The sequence below is a fragment of the Veillonella sp. 20925_1_51 genome (assembly GCF_041431445.1).
Lineage (GTDB): Bacteria > Bacillota > Negativicutes > Veillonellales > Veillonellaceae > Veillonella > Veillonella nakazawae.
The window spans coordinates 1-22,106 of sequence record NZ_JAPVXT010000014.1; the positions used below are offsets into that span (position 1 = coordinate 1).

Annotated in this window: 17 protein-coding genes; 16 read left to right on the forward strand and 1 reads right to left on the reverse strand. The window is 40.4% G+C overall.

The window, feature by feature from the left end:
• The first annotated feature begins 201 nt into the window (after window positions 1–201).
• From O3607_RS09505 to rplL, 8 genes are all read left to right on the forward strand, one after another.
• A complete protein-coding gene (locus O3607_RS09505) occupies window positions 202–2,439 on the forward strand; it encodes a nitric-oxide reductase large subunit (protein ID WP_119209077.1) in 2,238 nt (745 codons plus the stop codon).
• 208 nt (window positions 2,440–2,647) lie between these two features.
• Complete coding sequence (rpmG, locus tag O3607_RS09510; RefSeq protein WP_004693530.1) at window positions 2,648–2,797, forward strand: 50S ribosomal protein L33; 150 nt, start codon at window positions 2,648–2,650, stop codon at window positions 2,795–2,797.
• A gap of 41 nt (window positions 2,798–2,838) precedes the next feature.
• Window positions 2,839–3,060, forward strand: coding sequence for a preprotein translocase subunit SecE (gene secE / locus O3607_RS09515; RefSeq protein ID WP_005385468.1), 222 nt, complete (start codon window positions 2,839–2,841; stop codon window positions 3,058–3,060).
• Window positions 3,061–3,072: 12 nt separating this feature from the next.
• Window positions 3,073–3,609, forward strand: coding sequence for a transcription termination/antitermination protein NusG (gene nusG / locus O3607_RS09520; RefSeq protein WP_005385471.1), 537 nt, complete (start codon window positions 3,073–3,075; stop codon window positions 3,607–3,609).
• 103 nt (window positions 3,610–3,712) lie between these two features.
• Entirely contained in the window at window positions 3,713–4,138 is a 426-nt protein-coding gene (gene rplK / locus O3607_RS09525; RefSeq protein WP_004693535.1) for a 50S ribosomal protein L11, read from the forward strand.
• Window positions 4,139–4,213: 75 nt separating this feature from the next.
• Window positions 4,214–4,924, forward strand: a complete 711-nt coding sequence (gene rplA, locus O3607_RS09530; RefSeq protein WP_371443783.1) for a 50S ribosomal protein L1 — start codon at window positions 4,214–4,216, stop codon at window positions 4,922–4,924.
• Window positions 4,925–5,098: 174 nt separating this feature from the next.
• On the forward strand, window positions 5,099–5,605 hold the full coding sequence (gene rplJ / locus O3607_RS09535; RefSeq protein WP_060924345.1) for a 50S ribosomal protein L10: 507 nt from the start codon (window positions 5,099–5,101) through the stop codon (window positions 5,603–5,605).
• Window positions 5,606–5,675: 70 nt separating this feature from the next.
• A complete protein-coding gene (gene rplL / locus O3607_RS09540; protein WP_005385476.1) occupies window positions 5,676–6,044 on the forward strand; it encodes a 50S ribosomal protein L7/L12 in 369 nt (122 codons plus the stop codon).
• A gap of 49 nt (window positions 6,045–6,093) precedes the next feature.
• On the opposite strand, the gene O3607_RS09545 is transcribed toward rplL, so the two are convergent.
• Window positions 6,094–7,710 (reverse strand): ArnT family glycosyltransferase, encoded by a 1,617-nt coding sequence (locus O3607_RS09545; protein ID WP_371443784.1) that lies wholly within the window; start codon window positions 7,708–7,710, stop codon window positions 6,094–6,096.
• A gap of 262 nt (window positions 7,711–7,972) precedes the next feature.
• Between O3607_RS09545 and O3607_RS09550 the strand changes: the two genes are divergently transcribed.
• The 8 genes from O3607_RS09550 to O3607_RS09585 form a co-directional block, all read left to right on the forward strand.
• Window positions 7,973–9,388 carry an aspartate ammonia-lyase gene (locus O3607_RS09550; RefSeq protein WP_178885497.1) on the forward strand — a complete coding sequence of 472 codons (1,416 nt, stop codon included), beginning with the start codon at window positions 7,973–7,975 and terminating at the stop codon, window positions 9,386–9,388.
• Window positions 9,389–9,719: 331 nt separating this feature from the next.
• On the forward strand, window positions 9,720–13,874 hold the full coding sequence (gene rpoB, locus O3607_RS09555; protein ID WP_371443785.1) for a DNA-directed RNA polymerase subunit beta: 4,155 nt from the start codon (window positions 9,720–9,722) through the stop codon (window positions 13,872–13,874).
• 29 nt (window positions 13,875–13,903) lie between these two features.
• On the forward strand, window positions 13,904–18,106 hold the full coding sequence (gene rpoC, locus O3607_RS09560) for a DNA-directed RNA polymerase subunit beta' (RefSeq protein ID WP_195186723.1): 4,203 nt from the start codon (window positions 13,904–13,906) through the stop codon (window positions 18,104–18,106).
• Window positions 18,107–18,559: 453 nt separating this feature from the next.
• Window positions 18,560–18,805 carry a ribosomal L7Ae/L30e/S12e/Gadd45 family protein gene (locus O3607_RS09565; protein WP_005385487.1) on the forward strand — a complete coding sequence of 82 codons (246 nt, stop codon included), beginning with the start codon at window positions 18,560–18,562 and terminating at the stop codon, window positions 18,803–18,805.
• 76 nt (window positions 18,806–18,881) lie between these two features.
• Window positions 18,882–19,256, forward strand: a complete 375-nt coding sequence (rpsL, locus tag O3607_RS09570; protein WP_004693554.1) for a 30S ribosomal protein S12 — start codon at window positions 18,882–18,884, stop codon at window positions 19,254–19,256.
• Between the two features lie 52 nt (window positions 19,257–19,308).
• Window positions 19,309–19,779: a 30S ribosomal protein S7 gene (gene rpsG / locus O3607_RS09575; RefSeq protein ID WP_004693556.1), complete on the forward strand. Its 471-nt coding sequence runs from the start codon at window positions 19,309–19,311 to the stop codon at window positions 19,777–19,779.
• Window positions 19,780–19,794: 15 nt separating this feature from the next.
• A complete protein-coding gene (gene fusA / locus O3607_RS09580) occupies window positions 19,795–21,870 on the forward strand; it encodes an elongation factor G (protein WP_005385490.1) in 2,076 nt (691 codons plus the stop codon).
• 50 nt (window positions 21,871–21,920) lie between these two features.
• Window positions 21,921–22,106, forward strand: a 186-nt coding sequence (locus O3607_RS09585) for a GTP-binding protein (protein ID WP_038113538.1), incomplete at its 3' end; no start/stop codon positions are given.

The following is a 22,106-nucleotide window of genomic DNA, read 5'->3' on the forward strand; positions in this document are numbered from 1 at the left end:
GTTGTAACTGAAATCGAAGGTTAATTCATAATCTTTGTAGTAAATAGGACCCCAATTGGGGTCCTATTTTTGTATTAATTTATATATTGTTTATTGTATTTGTAACCAAAGATACAGAATTATTCTACTAATAGTGCTATTATTACCTCAAGGAGAGCAAAGGCTCTCCTTTTGTGTTTTTATAGAAAAGGAGGTAATGTGATGGGTGAATACAAAAAGTATTGGATAGCCGTAGTAGCCGTTCTTATTATTGGTTTTTCTATTCTTGGTTATCTAGGTACTGATGTGTATCATCAAGCACCGCCAGTGCCGACTGCGTATGTATCTCAAGATGGACAGGTCTTGTTCACTAAGGAAGATATTTTACATGGTCAATCGGCATGGCAATCTACAGGTGGTCAATCGGTAGGGACCGTTTTAGGTCATGGCGCATATCAAGCGCCTGACTGGACAGCAGATTGGTTACATAAAGAAGTATCTGTGATGTTGGATATTAAATCTCAAGAGGCCTTTGGAGCTCTTTATGACCAATTGGGACCTGTACAACAAGCAGCTGTTAAAGAAGTTGTGAAAAAAGAGTATTTAGGTAGTGCAGTCCGTGAAGATGGAACTGTTGTTTTATCTCCAGAACGAATTACGGCAATGAATTTAACTGGTCGTTATTTTGTTGAGTTGTACGGTGATAATCCTGATTTAACATTGACTCGTGATCATTTTGCGATGAAGGATAACACGTTACCTGAGTTACAAGATCGCATTGATATGGCACGCTTCTTCTTCTGGACTACTTGGATGGCATCTACACAACGTCCTGGTACAGATGCAACGTATACAAACAACTGGCCACATGAACCTTTGTTGGATCATAATCCTACACCTGAAAGTATCGCATGGTCTGTTGTGAGTGTTATTATCTTATTATGTGGCATTGGTGTAGTTGTATGGTTATGGGCCTTTGGTAAAAAGGATGATGACCATGCATTGGTTCCACCAACAGAAGATCCAATTAGCAAGATCACGTTAACGCCATCTCAACGTGCATTAGGTAAATATTTGTTTACAATCCTAGCATTGTTCTTATTCCAATTGGGAATGGGTGGGATTATTGCCCACTATACTGTAGAAGGTCAAGCGTTCTATGGTATTCCATTAGCGCAATATTTCCCTTATTCTATTGCACGTACATGGCATATTCAGGCATCTTTGTTCTGGATTGCGATGGCATTCTTGAGTGCTGGTCTATTCTTGGCACCAATCATTAATGGTGGTAAAGATCCTAAATATCAAAAGCTAGGTGTAGATATTTTATTCTGGGCGCTTGTAGTCCTCGTAGTTGGTTCCTTCGCTGGCACATACTTAGGTGTAGCGCATCAAATTCCAGCAGCCTGGAATTTCCTTCTCGGACACCAAGGTTACGAATATATAGAACTAGGTCGTATTTGGCAATGGATTGAATACATTGGTATTCTATTCTGGCTTGTACTCATGATACGCAGCATTATTGGTGCTTTCAAACAAAAAGGGGATAAAAACCTTATTGCCGCCTTTATCTTCTCTGTTATCATGGTAGGTATCTTCTATGGTCCAGGGTTATTCTATGGTGAACATAGCCATTTGGCGATTATGGAGTATTGGCGTTGGTGGGTAATCCATCTTTGGGTTGAAGGCTTCTTCGAAGTATTCTCCACTACATTGATGGCATTTATCTTTGTTACATTAGGGCTTGTATCGTACCGTGCTGGTACAGTTGCGGCCATCTCTTCTGGGGCTATTTATCTCATCGGTGGTATCCCTGGTACATTCCATCATTTATACTTCACAGGTGTTACATCCACTATCGTGGCAACAGGCGCATCCTTCTCTGCGTTAGAAGTAGTACCACTTGTACTCTTAGGTTATGAAGCTTTTGAAAACTATACACGTCTTCATAGTGCTCCTTGGATGCATCGTCTAAAATGGCCTGTGTATTGTTTCATTGCCGTGTCCTTCTGGAATCTAGTGGGGGCAGGGGTGTTCGGGTTCTTGATCAACATGCCTGTATCCTTGTTCTACATCCAAGGTCTTAATACAACTGCAGTACATGCCCACACAGCATTGTTTGGTGTGTATGGTTTCTTAAGTCTAGGATTTGTATTCCTTATTGCTCGCTATATCCGACCTGAAGTAGAATTTAACGATAAGCTAATGAAGTTCGGTTTCTGGGCTCTCAATATAGGGCTTGCATTGATGGTGCTTATTAGCTTATTGCCAATCGGTCTTATCCAATCCTGGGCTAGTATCACACATGGCTTATGGTTTGCGCGCAGTGAAGAATTTATGCAACAACCATTGTTACAAAACTTGCGGTGGGCTCGTCTCATCGGCGATACGATACTAATTGTTGGTGCTGTAGCATTCTTCTGGCAAATTGTAAAAGTTCTATTTACGAAGAAATCTTAATTTAGTACCATATTAATGGCGTTCCTTTATAGACAAGGAACGCCATTTTTTGTTATACTATCCATGTCAGGTACATGTGCCTGGCTTTTTTGAGTTGCTCAAAATTCTTGACATAGCTTGCTACGTATGATATATTTCTTTAGTATGTAGTCGAGCGTTTTCGAGTACAAGAGACAGATTTAGTAAATACAAAGCGAGGTGTATCCGGATGCGTAATGCCATTACTTTAGCTTGCACAGATTGCAAACAACGTAACTATCAAACGAACAAGAACAAAAAGAACAATCCTGATCGTATTGAAATGATGAAATATTGCAAATTCTGCGGTAAACATACATTACACCGTGAAACAAAATAATTCTTATCATTCATTACCTGTTGATTTGAGGATGTGAAACAATGGCAAAGTCTAACTCAGCAGTGCAGCAGCGTGGTGGATTTGGAAAATTCTTCCGCGGTGTGAAAGCTGAACTTAAAAAAGTAGTCTGGCCAACAAAAAAAGAACTCATCAATTATACAATAGTAGTATTTTTAGTGACGATTTTTATCGCCTTTATTATCTATGTACTTGATGCAGTCTTTGCCCAACTTTTTAATACGTTGTTGCACTTTGTTGGATAAGGGGGCCATTTCATGGAAGCAGATAAGAAGTGGTATGTAATTCATACCTATTCAGGCTACGAAAATAAAGTTAAAACCACTCTTGAACTTAAAGTTCAGTCTATGGGTCTACAAGATGTGATTAGCCGTATTTTGGTACCTCTTGAAGACGAAATAGATGAAAAAGATGGGGTTAAAAAAGTAGTAAAACGTAAGATATTTCCTGGGTACGTATTGGTTGAAATGGAAGTTAACGACCGCTCTTGGTATGTTGTACGTAACACACCAGGTGTAACAGGTTTCGTTGGCTCTGCCACTAAACCAGTTCCACTTTCTGATTCCGAAGTAGAACATATACTTAAGTCTCAGGGCTTGGATAAGAAACCAAGCATCAACATCGATGTAGAAGTTGGTGAAACGGTACGCATTACGTCCGGGGCCTTTGAAGATAAACTAGGTGTTATTACCGAACTTAACCCTGAAAAAGGAACATTGAAACTTAATGTGGAAATGTTCAACCGAGATACCGAGGTAGAGGTAGAGTTCTCTCAAATTGAGAAAGCTCTTTAATATATATATTATAACTCTAAAAAAGAGCAATCGATTTTGGTTGCCAGTGGGAGGATATATATCCGTTACCACCACAGTATAAGCATAGGAGGTTTAATTACCAATGGCTAAGAAATTAGTTAAACAAGTAAAACTACAAATTGAAGCCGCTAAAGCTACTCCAGCACCACCAGTTGGTCCTGCACTAGGTCAAGCAGGTGTTAACATCGTTGCTTTCACAAAAGAATTCAACGAACGTACTGCTAAACAAGCTGGCTTAATTATCCCAGTAGTTATTAACGTATATGAAGATCGTAGCTTCGACTTCATCACTAAGACTCCACCAGCTGCAGTATTATTGAAAAAAGCTGCAGGTATCCCAAAAGGTTCTGGTGTACCTAACCGTGATAAAGTAGCAAAAGTAGGTCGCGATAAAGTTCGTGAAATTGCTGAATTGAAAATGCCTGACTTGAATGCTAATACCGTAGAACAAGGTATGCGCATGGTAGAAGGTACTGCTCGCAGCATGGGCATTGAAATCGTTGACTAATAAGCGTACGACTTGCGCATAAGCGCAAATCGGTGGGAGGGAATTCCCGTTTGACCACATAAGGAGGATATTATAATGGCAAAAGTAGGTAAGAAATACGCTGAGGCAGTAAAACTTATTGAAGCTGGTAAGTTCTACGAACCAGTAGAAGCAATCGAGTTGGTTAAGAAAACTGCAACTGCAAATTTCGATGAAACAGTTGAAATCGCTTTCAACTTGAATGTCGACCCTAAATACGCTGATCAACAAGTTCGTGGTGCAGTAGTATTGCCTCATGGTACTGGCAAAACTAAACGCGTTCTTGTATTCGCAAAAGGCGACAATATTAAAGCAGCTGAAGAAGCTGGTGCAGATTTCGTAGGTTCTGAAGAGTTAGTAGCTAAAATCCAAGGTGGTTGGAGCGACTTCGACGTAGTAGTTGCTACACCAGACATGATGGGTCAAGTTGGCCGTCTTGGTAAAATCTTGGGTCCTAAAGGCTTGATGCCAAACCCTAAAGTTGGTACAGTAACTCCAGACGTTGCTCGTGCAGTAAACGAAATCAAAGCTGGTAAAATCGAATACCGTACTGATAAAGCAGGTATTATTTCTTGCTCCATCGGTAAAGCGACCTTCGATGAAGAAAAATTACTTGACAACTACCGTACAATCGTTGATACTATTATCAAGGCTAAACCTGTAGCAGCTAAAGGTCAATACATTAAATCTGTAACCTTGTCCGCTACAATGGGCCCTGGTGTGCCTTTGAACGTGTTCAAATTGAGCAACGTTACAAAAGAGCAATAATCACATATGTCTCTTAGCTGTAGACGGCTGGTATGTATAATGGATGAAAATCCGCCCGCTGAGGCTGACACTAGAACAATCTAGGACTAGTTCGACCTCATCGCGTGCGATGGGGTCGTTTTTTACGCTAAGATAGTACATAGAGCACCAAAAAATCTACAAGGAGGTAATCTAATGGCTGTCACTGAACAAAAGAAAGCAATCGTTGCTCAAATGAAAGAAACTCTTTCTGAAGCAAAAGGCGCTGTATTGATTGGTTACTCTGGTTTGACTGTTGCGCAAGCAACTGATCTTCGCCGCAAAATGTTGGCTGAAGGTGTTGAATACAAAGTAATCAAAAATACTTTGACTCGCATTGCTGCAAATGAATTGAATCTTGAAGGTTTCGCTGAGCATTTGGAAGGTCCAACTGCATTGGCTACTTCTAAAGAAGATGCTGTTGCACCTGCGCGTGTAATTGAACAATTCATCAAAACTACTGAGAAAGAAGTTGTAACAGTTAAAGCTGGTATCGTTGAAGGCGAAGTTATGGACGCTGCAGGCGTTAAAGCAATTGCATCTCTTCCAAACCGCGAAGGTATGCTTTCCATGTTGCTTTCCGTATTGCAAGCACCTGTTCGCAACGTTGCATACGCTGTCAAAGCTGTTGCAGAAGCTCAACCTGCAGAAGCTGCAGAATAATAATTTCTGCGCATTATCAATTGGTCGCTTAAGACTGATACAATAAACTATTTTATGGAGGAAAACTAAAATGGCATTGAACATTGAAAACATCGTTGCTGAATTGAAAGAAGCAACTATTCTTGAACTTAATGATCTTGTAAAAGCAATTGAAGAAGAATTTGGCGTAACTGCAGCAGCTCCTGTAGCTGTAGCAGCTGCTGGTGGTGCTGAAGGCGGCGCTGCTAAAGATTCCTTCGACGTAATCTTGAAAGATGCTGGCGCATCCAAAATCAACGTAATCAAAGTTGTTCGTGAAGCAACTGGTCTTGGCTTGAAAGAAGCTAAAGCTATCGTTGACGGCGCTCCTGCACCTGTAAAAGAAGGCGTAGCTACTGAAGCAGCTGAAGCTTTGAAAGCTCAATTGGAAGAAGCTGGCGCAACTGTAGAATTGAAATAATTCTAGCCATAATAAAAGGCGTACCCTCGGGTACGCCTTTTTTGTTTAGTTACTGAATTTGATAAATTCTAGTTGATTCATTTTTACCAACTTCTGTGGCCATTATATTTGTTGGAGAATTAGTAAATTCTTTACTATACTTGTTCGGTACAATAATGAGAGCGCCTTTTTCTGCAGATACTCTTCTGTCAAATTCCTCCAGTGTTATGGTTGGCATTAATGTTTTGCCTGCTGTCCATAGGGGGTTATCTGTAGTATGTACAAATACTTGTGTTGGTGTATTTTCGGTATAATACAAAATCGATGTATAGTATGTACCATATATATAAGTATGCTGTGTAGTAGATTTAATATATGGTTTGAATTGAAGGCCTGATTGGTCATATAAAATAGGGGTTACCGTTATAGTAATAGCTGTATACAAAATGATTAACGGTGTAGCTAAACCTATAGATAATGGTAACTTCTTGTTTCTATACTGTTTTGCTAATAGTGTAAATAATACTATTGTGATTAATGCAATGATTAGTGGTATTGGATTTAATTCAGGTGTTGCAATGCTGGCAGTTACAAATAAGACGGTATATATGCCTAATGGAATAGTAACAATATACTTAAAACTATTAGCCTTATTATTGAAGCTATTAGTAATAGCTTCAGCACCCCAGATGATACAAGGAATTATGGCTGGTAAAGTATAGGTTATATATTTTGTCGCTACCAATGAATAAAATAATACAATAATTATAAACCAGATGGCACCAATTAGATAAAAATCATTTTTCCATTTTATACTTTTGAGTCTGTAAATTACGGCTGGTGTCCAAGGTAACAGTGCAAGAGGAACAATAATTAAGTAATAATACCAAACGTTAAATTTCGGATGTTCTGATACTAGTGCTCGTTCCATATTATGCAGACCTAAGAAACCAGATATGAACTCTTGACCGTGAATTGAATACATAGCAATGTACCATGGACTAGCAAGAATTATAAATAGGAAAATTCCAAAAGGATTAAATAGTAATTTAATATCCTTATCTAGTGAGTAGTCATCATTATCTTTTTTGGTAAACCATCGTATAGCAATAAATAGTAGTAGTATTAATCCAGGCAGAACAATACCGACCGGTCCTTTAGTTACCACTGCTAAGGCGGCTGCTCCATAAGCTTTTACCATAGAATATTTGTCGTTCTTGGCAAAGGCTAGATAAGAATAGCCAAAGATAGCTAGTGAAAAGAAGAAGAGAAAGCCGTCTGTGATGACTGCGTGTGAAATGTACCAAAACTGTAAGGCACTAAATAAAAGCAGTGCACTCATAACAGCTATATGCTTAGATTCTCTAATGCGATATACAAGATGATACATAAGTGCTACACTGCCACCAGCAATAAGTGTATTCGGTATACGTGATGTAAAGTCAGATATACCAAATAGTTTATAACTGATCATGAGTGCCCAATAGGTGAGGGGCGGTTTATCATACCAGACTTGGTCATATATCATGGGGGATATCCATGAGTTATGTTTTAACATTGTAATAGCAGATAATACATAGTTAGATTCAACCGGATCGGTTATGGGTAGATAGGCATTATAGAAACCGTAACTCAGTACGGTCAATAAAAAAAGCGCACCTATGCGCAGCATGTGATTGTTAATCATAGTGACTCCTTACTTACATAGTTTATATTATTGTACTATAGGGCGTGTAATAATTAAACCAATGAAAGATAAAGCTTTTATCAATATGGAAATAGTTATAAAAAAAATATTTATGAAATAATATATTGTATAGAATATTGTTTGTACAGAATACATGAAATGACTTTTATGTATACAAAATACATGCTATAATGAGCGCGTAAGATAAAACCGTTTCATTGAAATACTATTTTGTATAAAAATAGTAGAAAGAGGATTTATTATGAGAAAAGAACATGATTTCTTAGGTGAATTAGAAGTAGCTGATGAATTATATTACGGTGTACAAACAATTCGTGCATTAGAAAACTTCCATATTACAGGAAAACACTTGGACCAAGATTTTATCAAAGCCTTGGCAATGGTAAAAAAAGCATCTGCTTTAGCAAATATGAAAACTGGTCGCTTAAATGTATCTATTGGTAAAGCTATTGTACAAGCTGCGGACGAAGTAATTGAAGGTCAATTTGCTGACCAATTCCCTGTTGATCCAATTCAAGGTGGTGCAGGTACTTCTGTAAATATGAATATGAACGAAGTATTGGCTAACCGGGCATGTGAAATTTTAGGTCATCCAAAAGGAAGTTATGATATTGTAAGCCCTAACAACCATTGTAATATGGCACAATCTACAAATGATGCTTTCCCAACAGCTATCAAGGTATGTGCGATCTTAAAATCTAAACCTTTACTTGAAGCATTACAACGCCTTGTTGACGAGCTTGAGAAAAAGGCTGATGAATATAGCGAAATTTTGAAGATGGGGCGTACTCACTTACAAGATGCGGTGCCAATTACATTAGGTCAAGAAATGGGTGCTTATGCATCCGGTGTTCGCCGCGGTATTAAACGTATTAAATCTGCCGTTGAAGGTGCACATGTAATTAACATGGGTGCTACTGCAGTTGGTACAGGTCTTAATGCGGAACCTAATTATATTCATGATGTAGCATACGAACTTAGTGAAGTAGTAGGCGAACCATTCTACACTGCGGAAAACTTAATTGATGCTACAAACAATACAGATATCTTTGCAGATATCTCCAGTGGTTTGAAAGTAACAGCTCTTGTATTGATTAAAATGGCTAACGACTTCCGCTTGATGGCATCCGGTCCTCGTTGTGGTATTGGGGAATTAAAATTGCCTGCTCGCCAACCTGGTTCTTCCATCATGCCAGGCAAGGTTAATCCTGTTATCGCCGAAGTATTGAACCAAGTATGTTACCAAGTTATCGGTAATGACTTAACCATTACATTGGCTGTAGAAAATGGTCAATTCGAATTGAACGTAATGGAACCTGTATTGGCTTACAATTTGTTCAATAATCTTTGCTACCTCAAAAACGGCGTAAATACATTCGTTGATAAATTACTCGTGGATCTTGAAGTGGATCGTGAACAATGCGAATACTGGTTGAATCGTTCCGTTGGTATCGTAACAGCATTGTTGCCACATCTTGGCTATGAAACAGCATCTTCTCTTGCGAAAGAAGCGTATACTACTGGTCGTGCTATCCGTGATATCATCTTGGAAAAAGGTTTATTGACTGAAGATGAAATCAATCATATCCTTTCTCCTAAAGAAATGACTCGTCCTGGTATTGCTGGTGCTAATCTTTTAAAACAAAAAGGCAACTAACATAGTCAGTTGTTTTAATACATGAATAAAGCATGAAAATGAAAGACTGTCAACCCTTTTGGTTGACAGTCTTTTTTAATACTGATAGAATTATATATTGCAAAAGTAGCGTTTCCTGCTTTTGGATATAAAAACTATAACTTGAATAGTGATGAGGTTTTCTTCCAAGGTTGTGCTTGGTTAATGGAAAGCAAGGTTATTTTTAAAAATGAAATGGGCCTTGCTTTATTTGACGTTATCCGAGCAGGAAAACTGAGACCTGTAAGATGTCTTTTCCGTGCCGTTATAGAAAATGGTAGACCAGTGTGTTTTGATAGGGGTGAAAGCAAATATGTTCAAACCTGAACAGGTAGGCAAACGAACTCGTTATACGTACGCTAAAATTAACGAAGTTATCAAGATGCCGCATTTATTGGACATTCAGCGTAAATCGTATGAGTGGTTCTTGGAGAGTGGTTTACAAAATATTTTCAACGATATTTCTCCGATTAAAGACAATTCAGGTAATCTAGTACTTTCTTTCGAAGGTTTCAGCTTAGGTGAACCTAAGTATGATATTAATGAATGTAAAAACCGTGATGCTACTTATGCAGCACCACTTCGTGTAAATGTTCGCTTGGTAAATAATGATCCAGAAAATATGGACATTAAAGAACAAGAAGTATTCATGGGCGATTTCCCATTGATGACTGATACAGGTACTTTCATCATCAATGGTGCAGAACGTGTTATCGTATCCCAATTGGTACGTTCTCCAGGCGTTTACTACAATAAAGAAATCGATACAATGGGTAACCGTTTGTACGATTCCACAGTTATTCCTAACCGTGGCGCATGGATTGAGCTTGAAACTGATGCAAGCGAAGTTGTTGCTGTTCGTATTGACCGTAACCGTAAATTACCAGCTACTGTATTGGTACGTGCATTAGGTTGGGATACTAATGAAAGCATCCTTGACCTCTTCTGGAATGGTAAAACTGATGAAGATGGTTTACCAGTATATGATGAACGCATCGTTCGTACATTAGAAAAAGATACAACTCAATCTGCTGATGAAGCATTGGTTGAAATCTATAAAAAATTACGTCCAGGCGAGCCTCCTACTGTAGAGTCCGCTCGTAACTTGTTCGATAACTTGTTCTTCGATGCACGTCGTTATGACTTGGCGCGCGTTGGTCGTTACAAATTGAACAAAAAACTTGGCTGGCGTCAACGTATGTTGGGTCAAACATTGGCACAACCTATCGTAGATCCAGAGACTGGCGAAATTATCCTTGATGCAGGTGTACAAGTTGGGGAAGAACAACTTGATATCGTTGCTAATAGCCATGTATTCGATGGCGAAGGTTTCGCTGAATTCTACATCGTAAATAACGATGGTGTAGAGTCCAAAGTTATCTGTAATAACTGCAACTTGCCATTCGATCACCGTACAGTAACTCGCGAAGATATGATCGCTAACATCTCTTACTTGCTCAACCTTATGGATGGTGCAGGTCATACAGATGATATCGACCATTTGGGTAACCGTCGTCTTCGTTGCGTAGGTGAATTGTTGCAAAACCAATTCCGTATTGGTTTAACTCGTATGGAACGTGTTGTTCGTGAACGTATGACAATTCAAGAAATCGAATCTATCACGCCTCAAGCGTTGATTAATATTCGTCCTGTAGTGGCAGCAATCAAAGAATTCTTTGGTTCTTCCCAATTGTCTCAGTTCATGGACCAAACAAACCCATTAGCAGAATTGACTCACAAACGTCGTCTATCTGCCCTTGGCCCTGGTGGTTTATCTCGTGAGCGTGCAGGCTTCGAAGTTCGTGACGTGCATCACTCTCACTATGGCCGCATGTGTCCAATCGAAACTCCAGAAGGTCCAAACATCGGTTTGATCAACTCCTTGTCTAACTATGCGAAAGTAAATGAATTTGGTTTCATTGAAGCTCCATACCGTAAGGTTGAAAAAATCTATGGTACAGGTGAAGATGCAGACAAAGTTATCAAGGTTCGTGTATCTGATTCCGTTGTATATATGACAGCTGATGAAGAAGAAGGCATGACAATTGCCCAAGCGAACTCTCCAATCGATGCTGAAGGTTACTTTACTAATGAACACGTAGCTTGTCGTCGTGGTCATGATGTACTAGAAGTTACACCTGATAAGGTTGACTACATGGACGTTAGTCCAAAAGAAGTTGTATCCATTGGTACAGCTATGATTCCATTCCTTGAAAATGACGATGCTAACCGTGCCTTGATGGGTGCGAACATGCAACGTCAAGCAGTACCACTCTTGCGTGCGCAAGCTCCACTTGTTGGTACAGGTATGGAATATACAGCAGCTACTGACTCCGGTGTTTGCGTACTTGCCCGTGAAGCTGGTAAAGTTGTACGTTGCTGGGGTAATGAAATCCACGTTCTTCGCGATAGCGATGGTCGTGTTGATGTATACCGTATGAATAAATTCCTTCGTTCTAACCAATCCACATGCTTTAACCAAAAACCAATCGTTAATCGTGGCGACCATGTTGTAAAAGGTCAAGTATTGGCTGACGGTCCTGCTACTGATGGCGGCGAATTGGCATTAGGTTATAACGTTCTTGTAGCGTTCATGCCTTGGGAAGGTTATAACTACGAAGATGCGATCTTGCTTAGTGAAGAACTTTGCAAAGAAGATATCTATACATCCATTCATATTGAAGAATACGAATGTGATGCGCGCGACACTAAATTAGGCGCTGAAGAAATCACTCGTGAATTGCCTAATACTGGTGACGACACACTTAAAAACTTAGATGAAGAAGGTATTATCTGCATTGGTGCAGAAGTACATCCTGGCGATATCCTCGTAGGTAAAGCAACACCAAAAGGTGAAACTGAACTTACTCCAGAGGAACGTTTATTACGCGCTATCTTTGGCGACAAAGAACGTGAAGTTCGCGATACATCCTTGCGCGTACCTCATGGCGAATCTGGTAAAGTAGTAGATGTTAAAGTCTTCACTCGTGAAAACGGCGACGAATTACAACCAGGGGTAAATAAACTTGTTCGCGTATACATCGCTCAAAAACGTAAGATTCACGAAGGCGATAAAATGGCGGGCCGTCATGGTAACAAAGGTGTCGTTTCTCGCGTTATGAGAAAAGAAGATATGCCATTCCTTCCAGATGGTACTCCAGTACAAATCGTATTGAACCCATTGGGCGTACCTTCTCGTATGAACATCGGTCAGGTTCTTGAAACTCACTTGGGTTGGGCTGTTCAAGGCTTAGGTATGAAAATCAAAGCTACAGACCTTCACATTCAAAATGTATTGAAAGAAGCTCGTACTGATGCATCTTATTGGGAACAAATTGACGCTATTCGCGGCTTATATGCTGAAATTGAAGAATTAGAAGCAAAAGCTAAAGAAGATGTGACAGTTCCTCATTTCGACATCGATGAAAAAATCATCGACTTGAAATCTCAAATTCTTGGCCATGTAGAATCTGCAGCGCAAAAGAAACTTGAAGCTCTTGGCGGCGAAGCTCGTTATCAAGAACTTAAAGCTATTGAAGCTAAATACAATGCACTTCATGTAGAATTCTTTGACTCTGAAGAAGATGCTCCAGAAATGGATCCAGCTCTTGTAGAAGAATTAGAAGCTATTAATAAAGTTAAAACTACATTGAACCATATTGAATCTGCTCGTGCTAAACGCGTTGAAATTCGTCAAGAACTCGAAGGCCTTGGTTACGACTATGAAACATATGGCATGCCAAAACCAGATGTAGCAGGTATTCATATTGCTACACCTGTATTTGATGGTGCGCACGAAAAAGATGTGTTTGAAACATTAGGCATTGCTGGTCGTTCCGATGATGGTAAAACAGTATTGTACGATGGTCGTACTGGTGAACCTATGGATAACCGTGTAACTGTTGGTTACGTATACATGCTTAAACTCCATCACTTGGTTGACGACAAAATCCATGCTCGTTCCACAGGTCCGTACTCCCTTGTTACACAACAACCATTGGGCGGTAAAGCTCAGTTCGGTGGTCAACGTTTCGGGGAAATGGAAGTTTGGGCTCTCGAAGCATATGGCGCAGCTTATACACTTCAAGAGCTATTAACTGTTAAGTCTGACGACGTTGTTGGTCGTGTGAAAGCATACGAAAAAATCGTTAAAGGCGAAAATATCCCTGAACCAGGTGTACCTGAGTCCTTCAAGGTATTGCTCAAAGAACTTCAAAGTATTGGTCTTGATGTAAAAATCTTGAATGAAGATCAAGAAGAAGTTGTTATGAAAGAACTTGATGACGAAGATGAAGTGGTAGAAACTGGCATTGAAGAAGTTATGGATGGCAGTGCAGTAGAAACTGATGACGTAACTGTAGTAGAGCCAGAAGTAGAGGAAGAAGCACCAGCTGATAACGGCGGTGAAGACGATATCCTTAGCCAATTGGCATTCCCAATGGGCGATTCCTCTAACGATGAAGACTAAAACTATCTATAAGGAAGGGAGCGATAGTAGTGCTAGACGTAAATGAATTCGATTCCATGCGAATCGGTTTAGCCTCTCCAGAGCAGATCTTAGCTTGGTCTCATGGGGAAGTTAAGAAACCTGAAACTATTAACTACCGTACGTTGAAGCCAGAACGTGATGGTCTATTCTGCGAACGCATTTTTGGACCAACAAAGGACTGGGAATGTCACTGCGGCAAATATAAACGCATTCGCCATAAAGGCGTAGTCTGCGATAAATGTGGTGTAGAGGTTACACGTGCAAAAGTACGTCGTGAACGTATGGGCCATATCCAATTGGCTACTCCTGTATCTCACATTTGGTACTTTAAAGGTATCCCATCCCGCATGGGCCTTATCCTTGATGTATCCCCACGTTCCTTGGAACGCGTATTATACTTTGCTTCCTACATCGTAGTAGATCCAGCTGGTACTCCATTGGCAAAACGCCAATTATTGTCCGAGCAAGAATACCGCGAATATGAAGCTCAGTTTAACGAAGACGGTTATACTATCGGTGGTAAATCCGTCGTAATCGAAACAGTAGCTCAACGTAACGAACGTTTAGCTATCGTTCGTGAAGCACAACGCAAAGAGCGCTATAATGCTGCTCTTCGCGATGATGCAACAATCCCAGAAGCAGATAAAGAATACGAAGAACTAACTCGTGAAGAGCGTTATGAATTAGGCGCTGCTGAAGAAGTTCTCTTCGCATGTATCGACATGGGTGCTGAGGCTGTAAAAGCTCTTTTAGCAGAACTTGATCTCGAAGCATTGAATGCTGAATTGCGCGAAGAATTGAATACTGCAAGTGGTCAACGTAAAATCCGTGCGGTTCGTCGTTTAGAAGTGGTAGAAGCATTCCGTCAATCTGGCAATCGCCCAGAATGGATGATTATGGATGTTGTTCCTGTTATCCCACCTGAATTGCGCCCTATGGTTCAATTAGATGGTGGTCGTTTCGCTACATCTGACCTCAATGATTTGTACCGTCGTGTTATCAACCGTAATAACCGTTTGAAACGTTTGTTAGATTTAGGTGCTCCTGATATCATTGTGCGCAACGAAAAACGTATGCTTCAAGAAGCTGTTGACGCATTGATCGATAATGGTCGCCGTGGTCGTCCTGTAACAGGCCCTGGTAACCGTCCATTAAAATCCTTGTCCGATATGCTTAAAGGTAAACAAGGTCGTTTCCGTCAAAACTTGCTTGGTAAACGTGTTGACTACTCCGGTCGTTCCGTTATCGTAGTAGGTCCTGAACTTAAAATGCACCAATGTGGTTTGCCTAAAGAAATGGCATTGGAATTGTTCAAACCTTTCGTTATGAAACGTTTGGTAGAGCGTGGTCAAGCATCCAATATTAAGGCTGCTAAACGCCAAGTAGAAAGAATCGGTCCTGGTGTATGGGAAGCCTTGGAAGAGGTAATCAAAGAACATCCAGTTCTCTTGAACCGTGCCCCTACATTGCATAGACTTGGTATCCAAGCCTTCGAACCAATCCTTTGGGAAGGCCGTGCTATCAAATTGCATCCATTAGTATGTACAGCCTTCAACGCCGACTTTGACGGTGACCAAATGGCATGTCACTTACCATTGTCTGTAGAAGCACAAGCGGAAGCTCGTACATTGATGCTTTCTAGCCATAATATCTTGTCCACTAAGGACGGTAAGCCAGTAGCAGTACCATCTCAAGATATGATCTTGGGTACATACTACTTAACAGTTGTACGTGAAGATACTCGTGATAAAGCAAAAACATTTGCTACTTATGATGAAGTAATGCTTGCATACGAATCTCATATTATTGGCTTGCAAGATATTCTTTATATCCGTTTACCTGACCATGGCCGTGTAGAAACAACGGCAGGTCGCTTGATCTTCAACAATGCGCTATTCCCAGAATTGTGGCAATATGAAAAACGTGAAGATGGCACTTACTCTTTAGGTAAGGTTATGGATAAGAAAACAGTTGGTAAATTGGTTGACCAATGCTTCCAATTGTTTGGCAATGAAAAGACTGCAGAACTCTTGGATCGTATTAAATCCTTGGGTTACTCCTTCGCACGTCGCGCAGGTATGACTGTAGCTATTGCAGATATTAAAGTACCAGAAGTAAAAACTGGCTTGTTAGACACAGCGGAACAAGAAGTAGAAAAAGTATCTCGCTTGTATCGTCGTGGTCTTATTACAGAAGAAGAACGTTACCGTAAAACTATCCAATTGTGGACTCAAGCAACAGAAGATGTTACTGATGCCATGATGGATAATATGGCGCGCGATAAAGATGGCTTCAACCCTGTTTACATGATGGCTATCTCTGGTGCCCGTGGTAACAAACAACAGATCCGTCAGCTTGCTGGTATGCGTGGTTTGATGGCCGATCCATCTGGTCGTATTATCGACTTGCCAATCAAAGCAAACTTTAAAGAAGGCTTGACTGTATTGGATTACTTTACATCCTCTCATGGTGCTCGTAAAGGTTTGGCCGATACAGCGCTTCGTACAGCTGACTCCGGTTACTTGACTCGTCGTCTTGTTGACGTATCTCAAGACGTTATCGTTCGCGAGGACGATTGTGACGTTGTAGGTATCGATCTCGTTCGTGAACGCGCTCGTTTGGCTACATCTCCACGTCAAGCATTGGAATTGTTGAAAGATAAACTTATTGGTCGTGTATTAGATAAAGATGTTGTGAATGTAGAAACAGGGGAACTTGTTGTACCTTCCGAAACTATCTTAGACGAACAATGTTTAGCTGATATTGCTGAATCCGGTGTAACATCTATCGCATTGCGCGGTGTACATTTAGGTTCTGACAGCGATATCAACCATACTAACTTGGTTCAAAAAATTATTCTTGGTGAAAGCGATGACAGCATCCGTGCAACATTAAAAGAAACTATGGTTCAAAATATGTTGAATAAGGACACTGTACATGCTATCGTTGACAGCGAAGGTGTAGAAATCTTCCCTGCTGATACACGTCTCACTGAAGAAGGCATCGAAGCTATCCTTAACTCCGATGTAAAAGAAGTACAAGTACGCAACAACGAAATCCACGGTATCGAAGTGGAGGCAATCGTTGAGGGTACTGGCGTTATTGAACCATTAAAAGATCGTATCGTAGGTCGTATTGCAGCTGAAGAATTGGTTAATAAAGAAACTGGCGAAGTTATCGTTCCTCTTAACGGTGAAATCACAGAACCATTGGCTGATGAAGTTGTAAAACACTATGAAACAGTTAAAATCCGTTCCGTATTGACTTGCCGCAGCCCTTATGGCGTATGTCGCAAGTGCTATGGTCGCGACCTTGGTACAGGTGGTCAAGTTCAAGTTGGTGAAGCTGTAGGTATTATTGCAGCGCAATCCATCGGTGAACCTGGTACTCAGTTGACAATGCGTACATTCCATACAGGTGGTGTCGCAGGTGACGATATTACACAAGGTTTGCCACGTGTCGAAGAATTGTTCGAAGCGCGTAAACCAAAACGTAATGCTATCATCGCAGAAAATGAAGGTACAGTTCGCGTTGTACCTAACGAAGGTAAAAAAGGTACTAATACAATCTTCATCACTGGTGAAGACGGTATTGAACTTGATTACCTCATCCCTTACGGTTCTCGCATTATCGTTAAAGACGGTGATGTTGTATCCTTAGGCGCACGTTTGACAGAAGGTTCTATTAACCCTCATGACATTATGCGTGTAATGGGGACTGAAGCAACTCAACGTTACCTCGTTTACGAAGTACAAAAAGTATATAAATCTCAAGGTGTAGAAATTAACGATAAACATATCGAAGTTATCGTTCGTCAAATGCTTCATAAAGTAAAAGTTGAAACAGCTGGCGATGCAGATATGCTTCCAGGGGATATGGTCGACGTTAATACCTTTGACGAAGAAAACCGTCGTCTTACTCTTAATGGCCGTGAAAATGCTACAGGCAAACGTACATTGTTGGGTATTACTAAAGCTGCATTGGCTACGGATTCCTTCTTGTCTGCTGCGTCCTTCCAAGAAACAACACGTGTTCTTACCGACGCTGCTATCAAAGGTAAAATCGATCCATTATTGGGCTTAAAAGAAAATGTAATCATCGGTAAATTGATTCCTGCTGGTACTGGCATGAGCCGTTACCGTAAGATTGAGGTTGTTAAAAACACACCTGAAATCATCGATATTACAGAAGAAGCTGCTGTAGAAGAATAATCTATTGCAATAGAAGAGAGCGTGCCTTAGGGCACGCTCTTTTTTATAGATACTAAATTTCTCTGTTAAGATGTAATTGTCAGAAAGAATAAATAAACCTATACGTTTAATAATATAGATATATTGAATATGGTTAATAAAATTGAACTAAAAAATGACTATTTATTTTTCAGTTATATCAATTATGCATACATGAAATGTGATTAGTTAAAATAATATGAAAATCATGTATAAAAATGAGAATAAAATAGCTGTTTTTGCATAAAAATTACATATATTGTTATATGATTCGCCATTATGAAACGCACGGAAACGTGTACACATAAAATGCAGTTGTATAGCGGTGTGGAGCGTCGAAAAACGTTTGACATGTGATTGTGTAATTGGTATACTTACATAGTGCTCAGGGGCAAGTATGCCTAAGTAGCATAATTTCGTAAGGAGAATTTTACTATGGACATTGCCCATCTGAAGTCGATGAACAAAACAATCGGTGCCAAGCAAACGTTGAAAAACATTGCACGAGGGACTGTGAAGTATGTGTTCGTAGGACATGATAGTGATGAAAGTGTAGTTGGACCTATACGAAATGCTTGTGCTGAACAGGGAATACCTGTGAATGACAAGCACACTATGGATGACCTTGGTCGTGCGTGTCGCATTAAAGTGCGGGCCACAGCGGTAGGTATCCTACGTTAATCTTGGTAATATCCGATGTAACACTTTGTTATGACGGATCAATTATAAATCTCAAATTTGGAAAGGAGGTGCCCAAATGCCAACAATTAATCAGCTAGTACGCAAAGGTCGCATGAGCTTGACTAAAAAATCTACAGCTCCAGCACTTCAAGAATCTCCACAAAAACGTGGTGTATGTACTCGTGTGTACACAGCTACTCCAAAGAAACCAAACTCCGCGCTTCGTAAAGTTGCCCGTGTACGTTTGACAAACGCTATTGAAGTAACTGCTTACATCCCAGGCATTGGTCACAATTTACAAGAACACAGTGTTGTACTTATCAGAGGCGGTCGTGTAAAAGACCTTCCAGGTGTGCGTTATCACATCGTTCGTGGTGCATTGGATACAGCTGGCGTACAAAACCGTATGCAAAGTCGTTCCAAATACGGCGCGAAAAAAGCTAAAAAATAATTTTAGCCATTAAACGAAACTAACACACATCATTATAAAGGAGGAATTGAACATGCCAAGAAAAGGCCCTGTTCCGAAACGTGATGTACTTCCAGATCCGGTGTACAACAGCAAATTAGTAACACGTTTCATTAACAAAGTTATGTACGATGGCAAAAAAGGCATTGCTGAAACTATCGTATATGATGCATTCGAAATTATTCGTTCCAAAATGGGTCAAGACCCAATGGAAGTTTTTGATCAAGCATTGAAAAATGTTATGCCTGTACTTGAAGTACGTGCTCGCCGTATCGGTGGTGCGAACTACCAAGTGCCAGTTGAAGTTCGTGCTGATCGCCGTCAAACACTCGGTATTCGCTGGGTTGTAAACTATGCTCGTCTTCGTGGTGAACGCACTATGAAAGAACGCTTAGCAGGCGAATTGATGGACGCTTTCAACAATGCAGGCGCTGCAATCAAGAAAAAAGAAGATACTCATAAAATGGCAGAAGCTAATAAAGCATTTGCTCATTATCGTTGGTAATAAGAGGTGACAACTGTGGCAAGAGAGTTTTCCCTAGCAAAAACTCGTAATATCGGTATCATGGCTCACATCGATGCTGGTAAAACAACAACTACAGAACGTATCCTCTACTATACAGGTATTGTTCACAAAATCGGCGAAGTACATGAAGGTGCTGCTACGATGGACTGGATGGCGCAAGAACAAGAACGTGGTATCACAATCACTTCTGCTGCGACAACATGTCACTGGAAAGATCATCGTATCAACATCATCGATACTCCTGGTCACGTTGACTTTACTGTAGAAGTAGAACGTTCTCTACGTGTACTTGACGGTTCTGTTGCGGTATTCAGTGCTAAAGGCGGCGTTGAACCACAATCCGAAACAGTATGGCGTCAAGCTTCTAACTACGGCGTACCTCGTATCGCTTATGTAAATAAGATGGATACTGTAGGTGCTGACTTCTTCAACGTAGTTGATATGATGAAATCCCGTTTGGGTGCAAATTCCGTAGCTATTCAAGTGCCAATCGGCGCTGAAGATACTTTCGAAGGCATCATCGATTTGATGACTATGAAAGCGGAAATTTACAAATCCGATGACGGTAAAGAATATGAAATCACTGATATCCCAGCAGAATATCAAGAAGTAGCTGAAGCTCGTCGCGAAATGATGATCGATGCTATCGCTGAAACTGATGACGATATTATGATGAAATATTTGGAAGGTGAAGAAATCTCCATTGAAGAATTGAAAACAGCATTGCGTAAAGCAGTTATTGCTAACCAATTGTTCCCAGTTCTTTGTGGTTCTTCCTACAAAAACAAAGGTGTACAAATGTTATTGGATGCTGTTGTAGATTACATGCCAGCTCCTATCGACATTCCAGCTATTAAAGGTGTCGTTCCTGGTACTGAAGAAGAAACTACTCGTCCTTCTTCCGATGATGAACCATTCTCCGCATTGGCATTCAAAATCATGGCTGACCCTTATGTTGGTAAATTAGCGTTCTTCCGTGTGTACTCCGGTACATTGGAATCCGGTTCCTACGTTTTCAACTCCACAAAAGGTAAGAAAGAACGTATCGGCCGTATTCTTCAAATGCACGCTAACACTCGTAAAGAAATCGACATGGTTTACGCTGGCGACATCGCTGCAGCTGTAGGCTTGAAAGATACTACTACTGGTGATACTCTTTGTGATGAAAAGAATCCTGTAATTCTTGAATCCATGGAATTCCCTGAACCAGTTATCTCCGTTGCTGTTGAACCTAAAACAAAAGCTGACCAAGAAAAAATGGGTACAGCTCTTGCTCGTTTGGCAGAAGAAGATCCTACTTTCAAAGTTCGTACTGATGAAGAAACAGGTCAAACTATTATCTCCGGTATGGGCGAACTTCACTTGGATATCATCGTTGACCGTATGAACCGTGAATTCAAAGTAGAATGTAACGTAGGTAAACCTCAAGTAGCTTATCGCGAAACTATCCGTAAAGCTGTTAAATCTGAAGGTAAATTCGTTCGTCAATCTGGTGGTCGTGGTCAATATGGTCACTGCTGGTTGGAATTAATTCCTCAAGAACCAGGTGCTGGCTTCGAATTTGAAAATAAGGTCGTAGGTGGTGCAATTCCTCGTGAATACATCGGACCTGTTGAAAATGGTGTTAAAGAAGCTATGGAATCCGGTGTTATCGCTGGTTATCCAATGGTTGACATCAAAGTTATCGTATTTGACGGCTCCTACCATGACGTTGACTCCAACGAAATGGCCTTCAAAATCGCTGGTTCCATGGGCTTTAAAGAAGGTGCTCGCAAAGCAGATCCTGCATTGCTTGAACCATATATGTCCGTAGAAGTAGACGTTCCTGAAGAATACATGGGCGACGTTATCGGTGACTTGAACTCCCGTCGTGGTCGCATGGACGGCATGGAAGCTCGTAATGGTAACCAACATATCAAAGCATATGTTCCATTGAGCGAAATGTTCGGTTACGCAACTGACCTTCGTTCCAAAACTCAAGGTCGCGGTAACTACTCCATGACATTCGATCATTACGAAGAAGTTCCTAAGAAAATTGCTGAAGAAATTCAAGCAAAGAAAAACGGTTAATCTTACATTAGATTAATAGAATTACTATTTTCCTCGGAGGATAATTTAAAATGGCTAAAGAAAAATTTGAACGTACGAAACCGCATGTTAACATCGGTACAATCGGTCATGTTGACCATGGTAAAACTACTTTGACTGCTGCAATCACTAAAGTATTGGCTGAAAAAGGCCAAGCTGATTTCCAAGATTACAGCATGATCGATAAAGCTCCAGAAGAACGTGAACGCGGTATCACA

What these genes read in the sequence shown, in the direction of transcription:
- O3607_RS09505 (WP_119209077.1), top strand. Translation starts at nt 202, where the DNA reads ATGGGTGAATACAAAAAGTATTGGATAGCCGTAGTAGCCGTTCTTATT.
- rpmG (WP_004693530.1), top strand. Translation starts at nt 2,648, where the DNA reads ATGCGTAATGCCATTACTTTAGCTTGCACAGATTGCAAACAACGTAAC.
- secE (WP_005385468.1), top strand. Translation starts at nt 2,839, where the DNA reads ATGGCAAAGTCTAACTCAGCAGTGCAGCAGCGTGGTGGATTTGGAAAA.
- nusG (WP_005385471.1), top strand. Translation starts at nt 3,073, where the DNA reads ATGGAAGCAGATAAGAAGTGGTATGTAATTCATACCTATTCAGGCTAC.
- rplK (WP_004693535.1), top strand. Translation starts at nt 3,713, where the DNA reads ATGGCTAAGAAATTAGTTAAACAAGTAAAACTACAAATTGAAGCCGCT.
- rplA (WP_371443783.1), top strand. Translation starts at nt 4,214, where the DNA reads ATGGCAAAAGTAGGTAAGAAATACGCTGAGGCAGTAAAACTTATTGAA.
- rplJ (WP_060924345.1), top strand. Translation starts at nt 5,099, where the DNA reads ATGGCTGTCACTGAACAAAAGAAAGCAATCGTTGCTCAAATGAAAGAA.
- rplL (WP_005385476.1), top strand. Translation starts at nt 5,676, where the DNA reads ATGGCATTGAACATTGAAAACATCGTTGCTGAATTGAAAGAAGCAACT.
- O3607_RS09545 (WP_371443784.1), bottom strand. Translation starts at nt 7,710, where the DNA reads ATGATTAACAATCACATGCTGCGCATAGGTGCGCTTTTTTTATTGACC.
- O3607_RS09550 (WP_178885497.1), top strand. Translation starts at nt 7,973, where the DNA reads ATGAGAAAAGAACATGATTTCTTAGGTGAATTAGAAGTAGCTGATGAA.
- rpoB (WP_371443785.1), top strand. Translation starts at nt 9,720, where the DNA reads ATGTTCAAACCTGAACAGGTAGGCAAACGAACTCGTTATACGTACGCT.
- O3607_RS09565 (WP_005385487.1), top strand. Translation starts at nt 18,560, where the DNA reads ATGGACATTGCCCATCTGAAGTCGATGAACAAAACAATCGGTGCCAAG.
- rpsL (WP_004693554.1), top strand. Translation starts at nt 18,882, where the DNA reads ATGCCAACAATTAATCAGCTAGTACGCAAAGGTCGCATGAGCTTGACT.
- rpsG (WP_004693556.1), top strand. Translation starts at nt 19,309, where the DNA reads ATGCCAAGAAAAGGCCCTGTTCCGAAACGTGATGTACTTCCAGATCCG.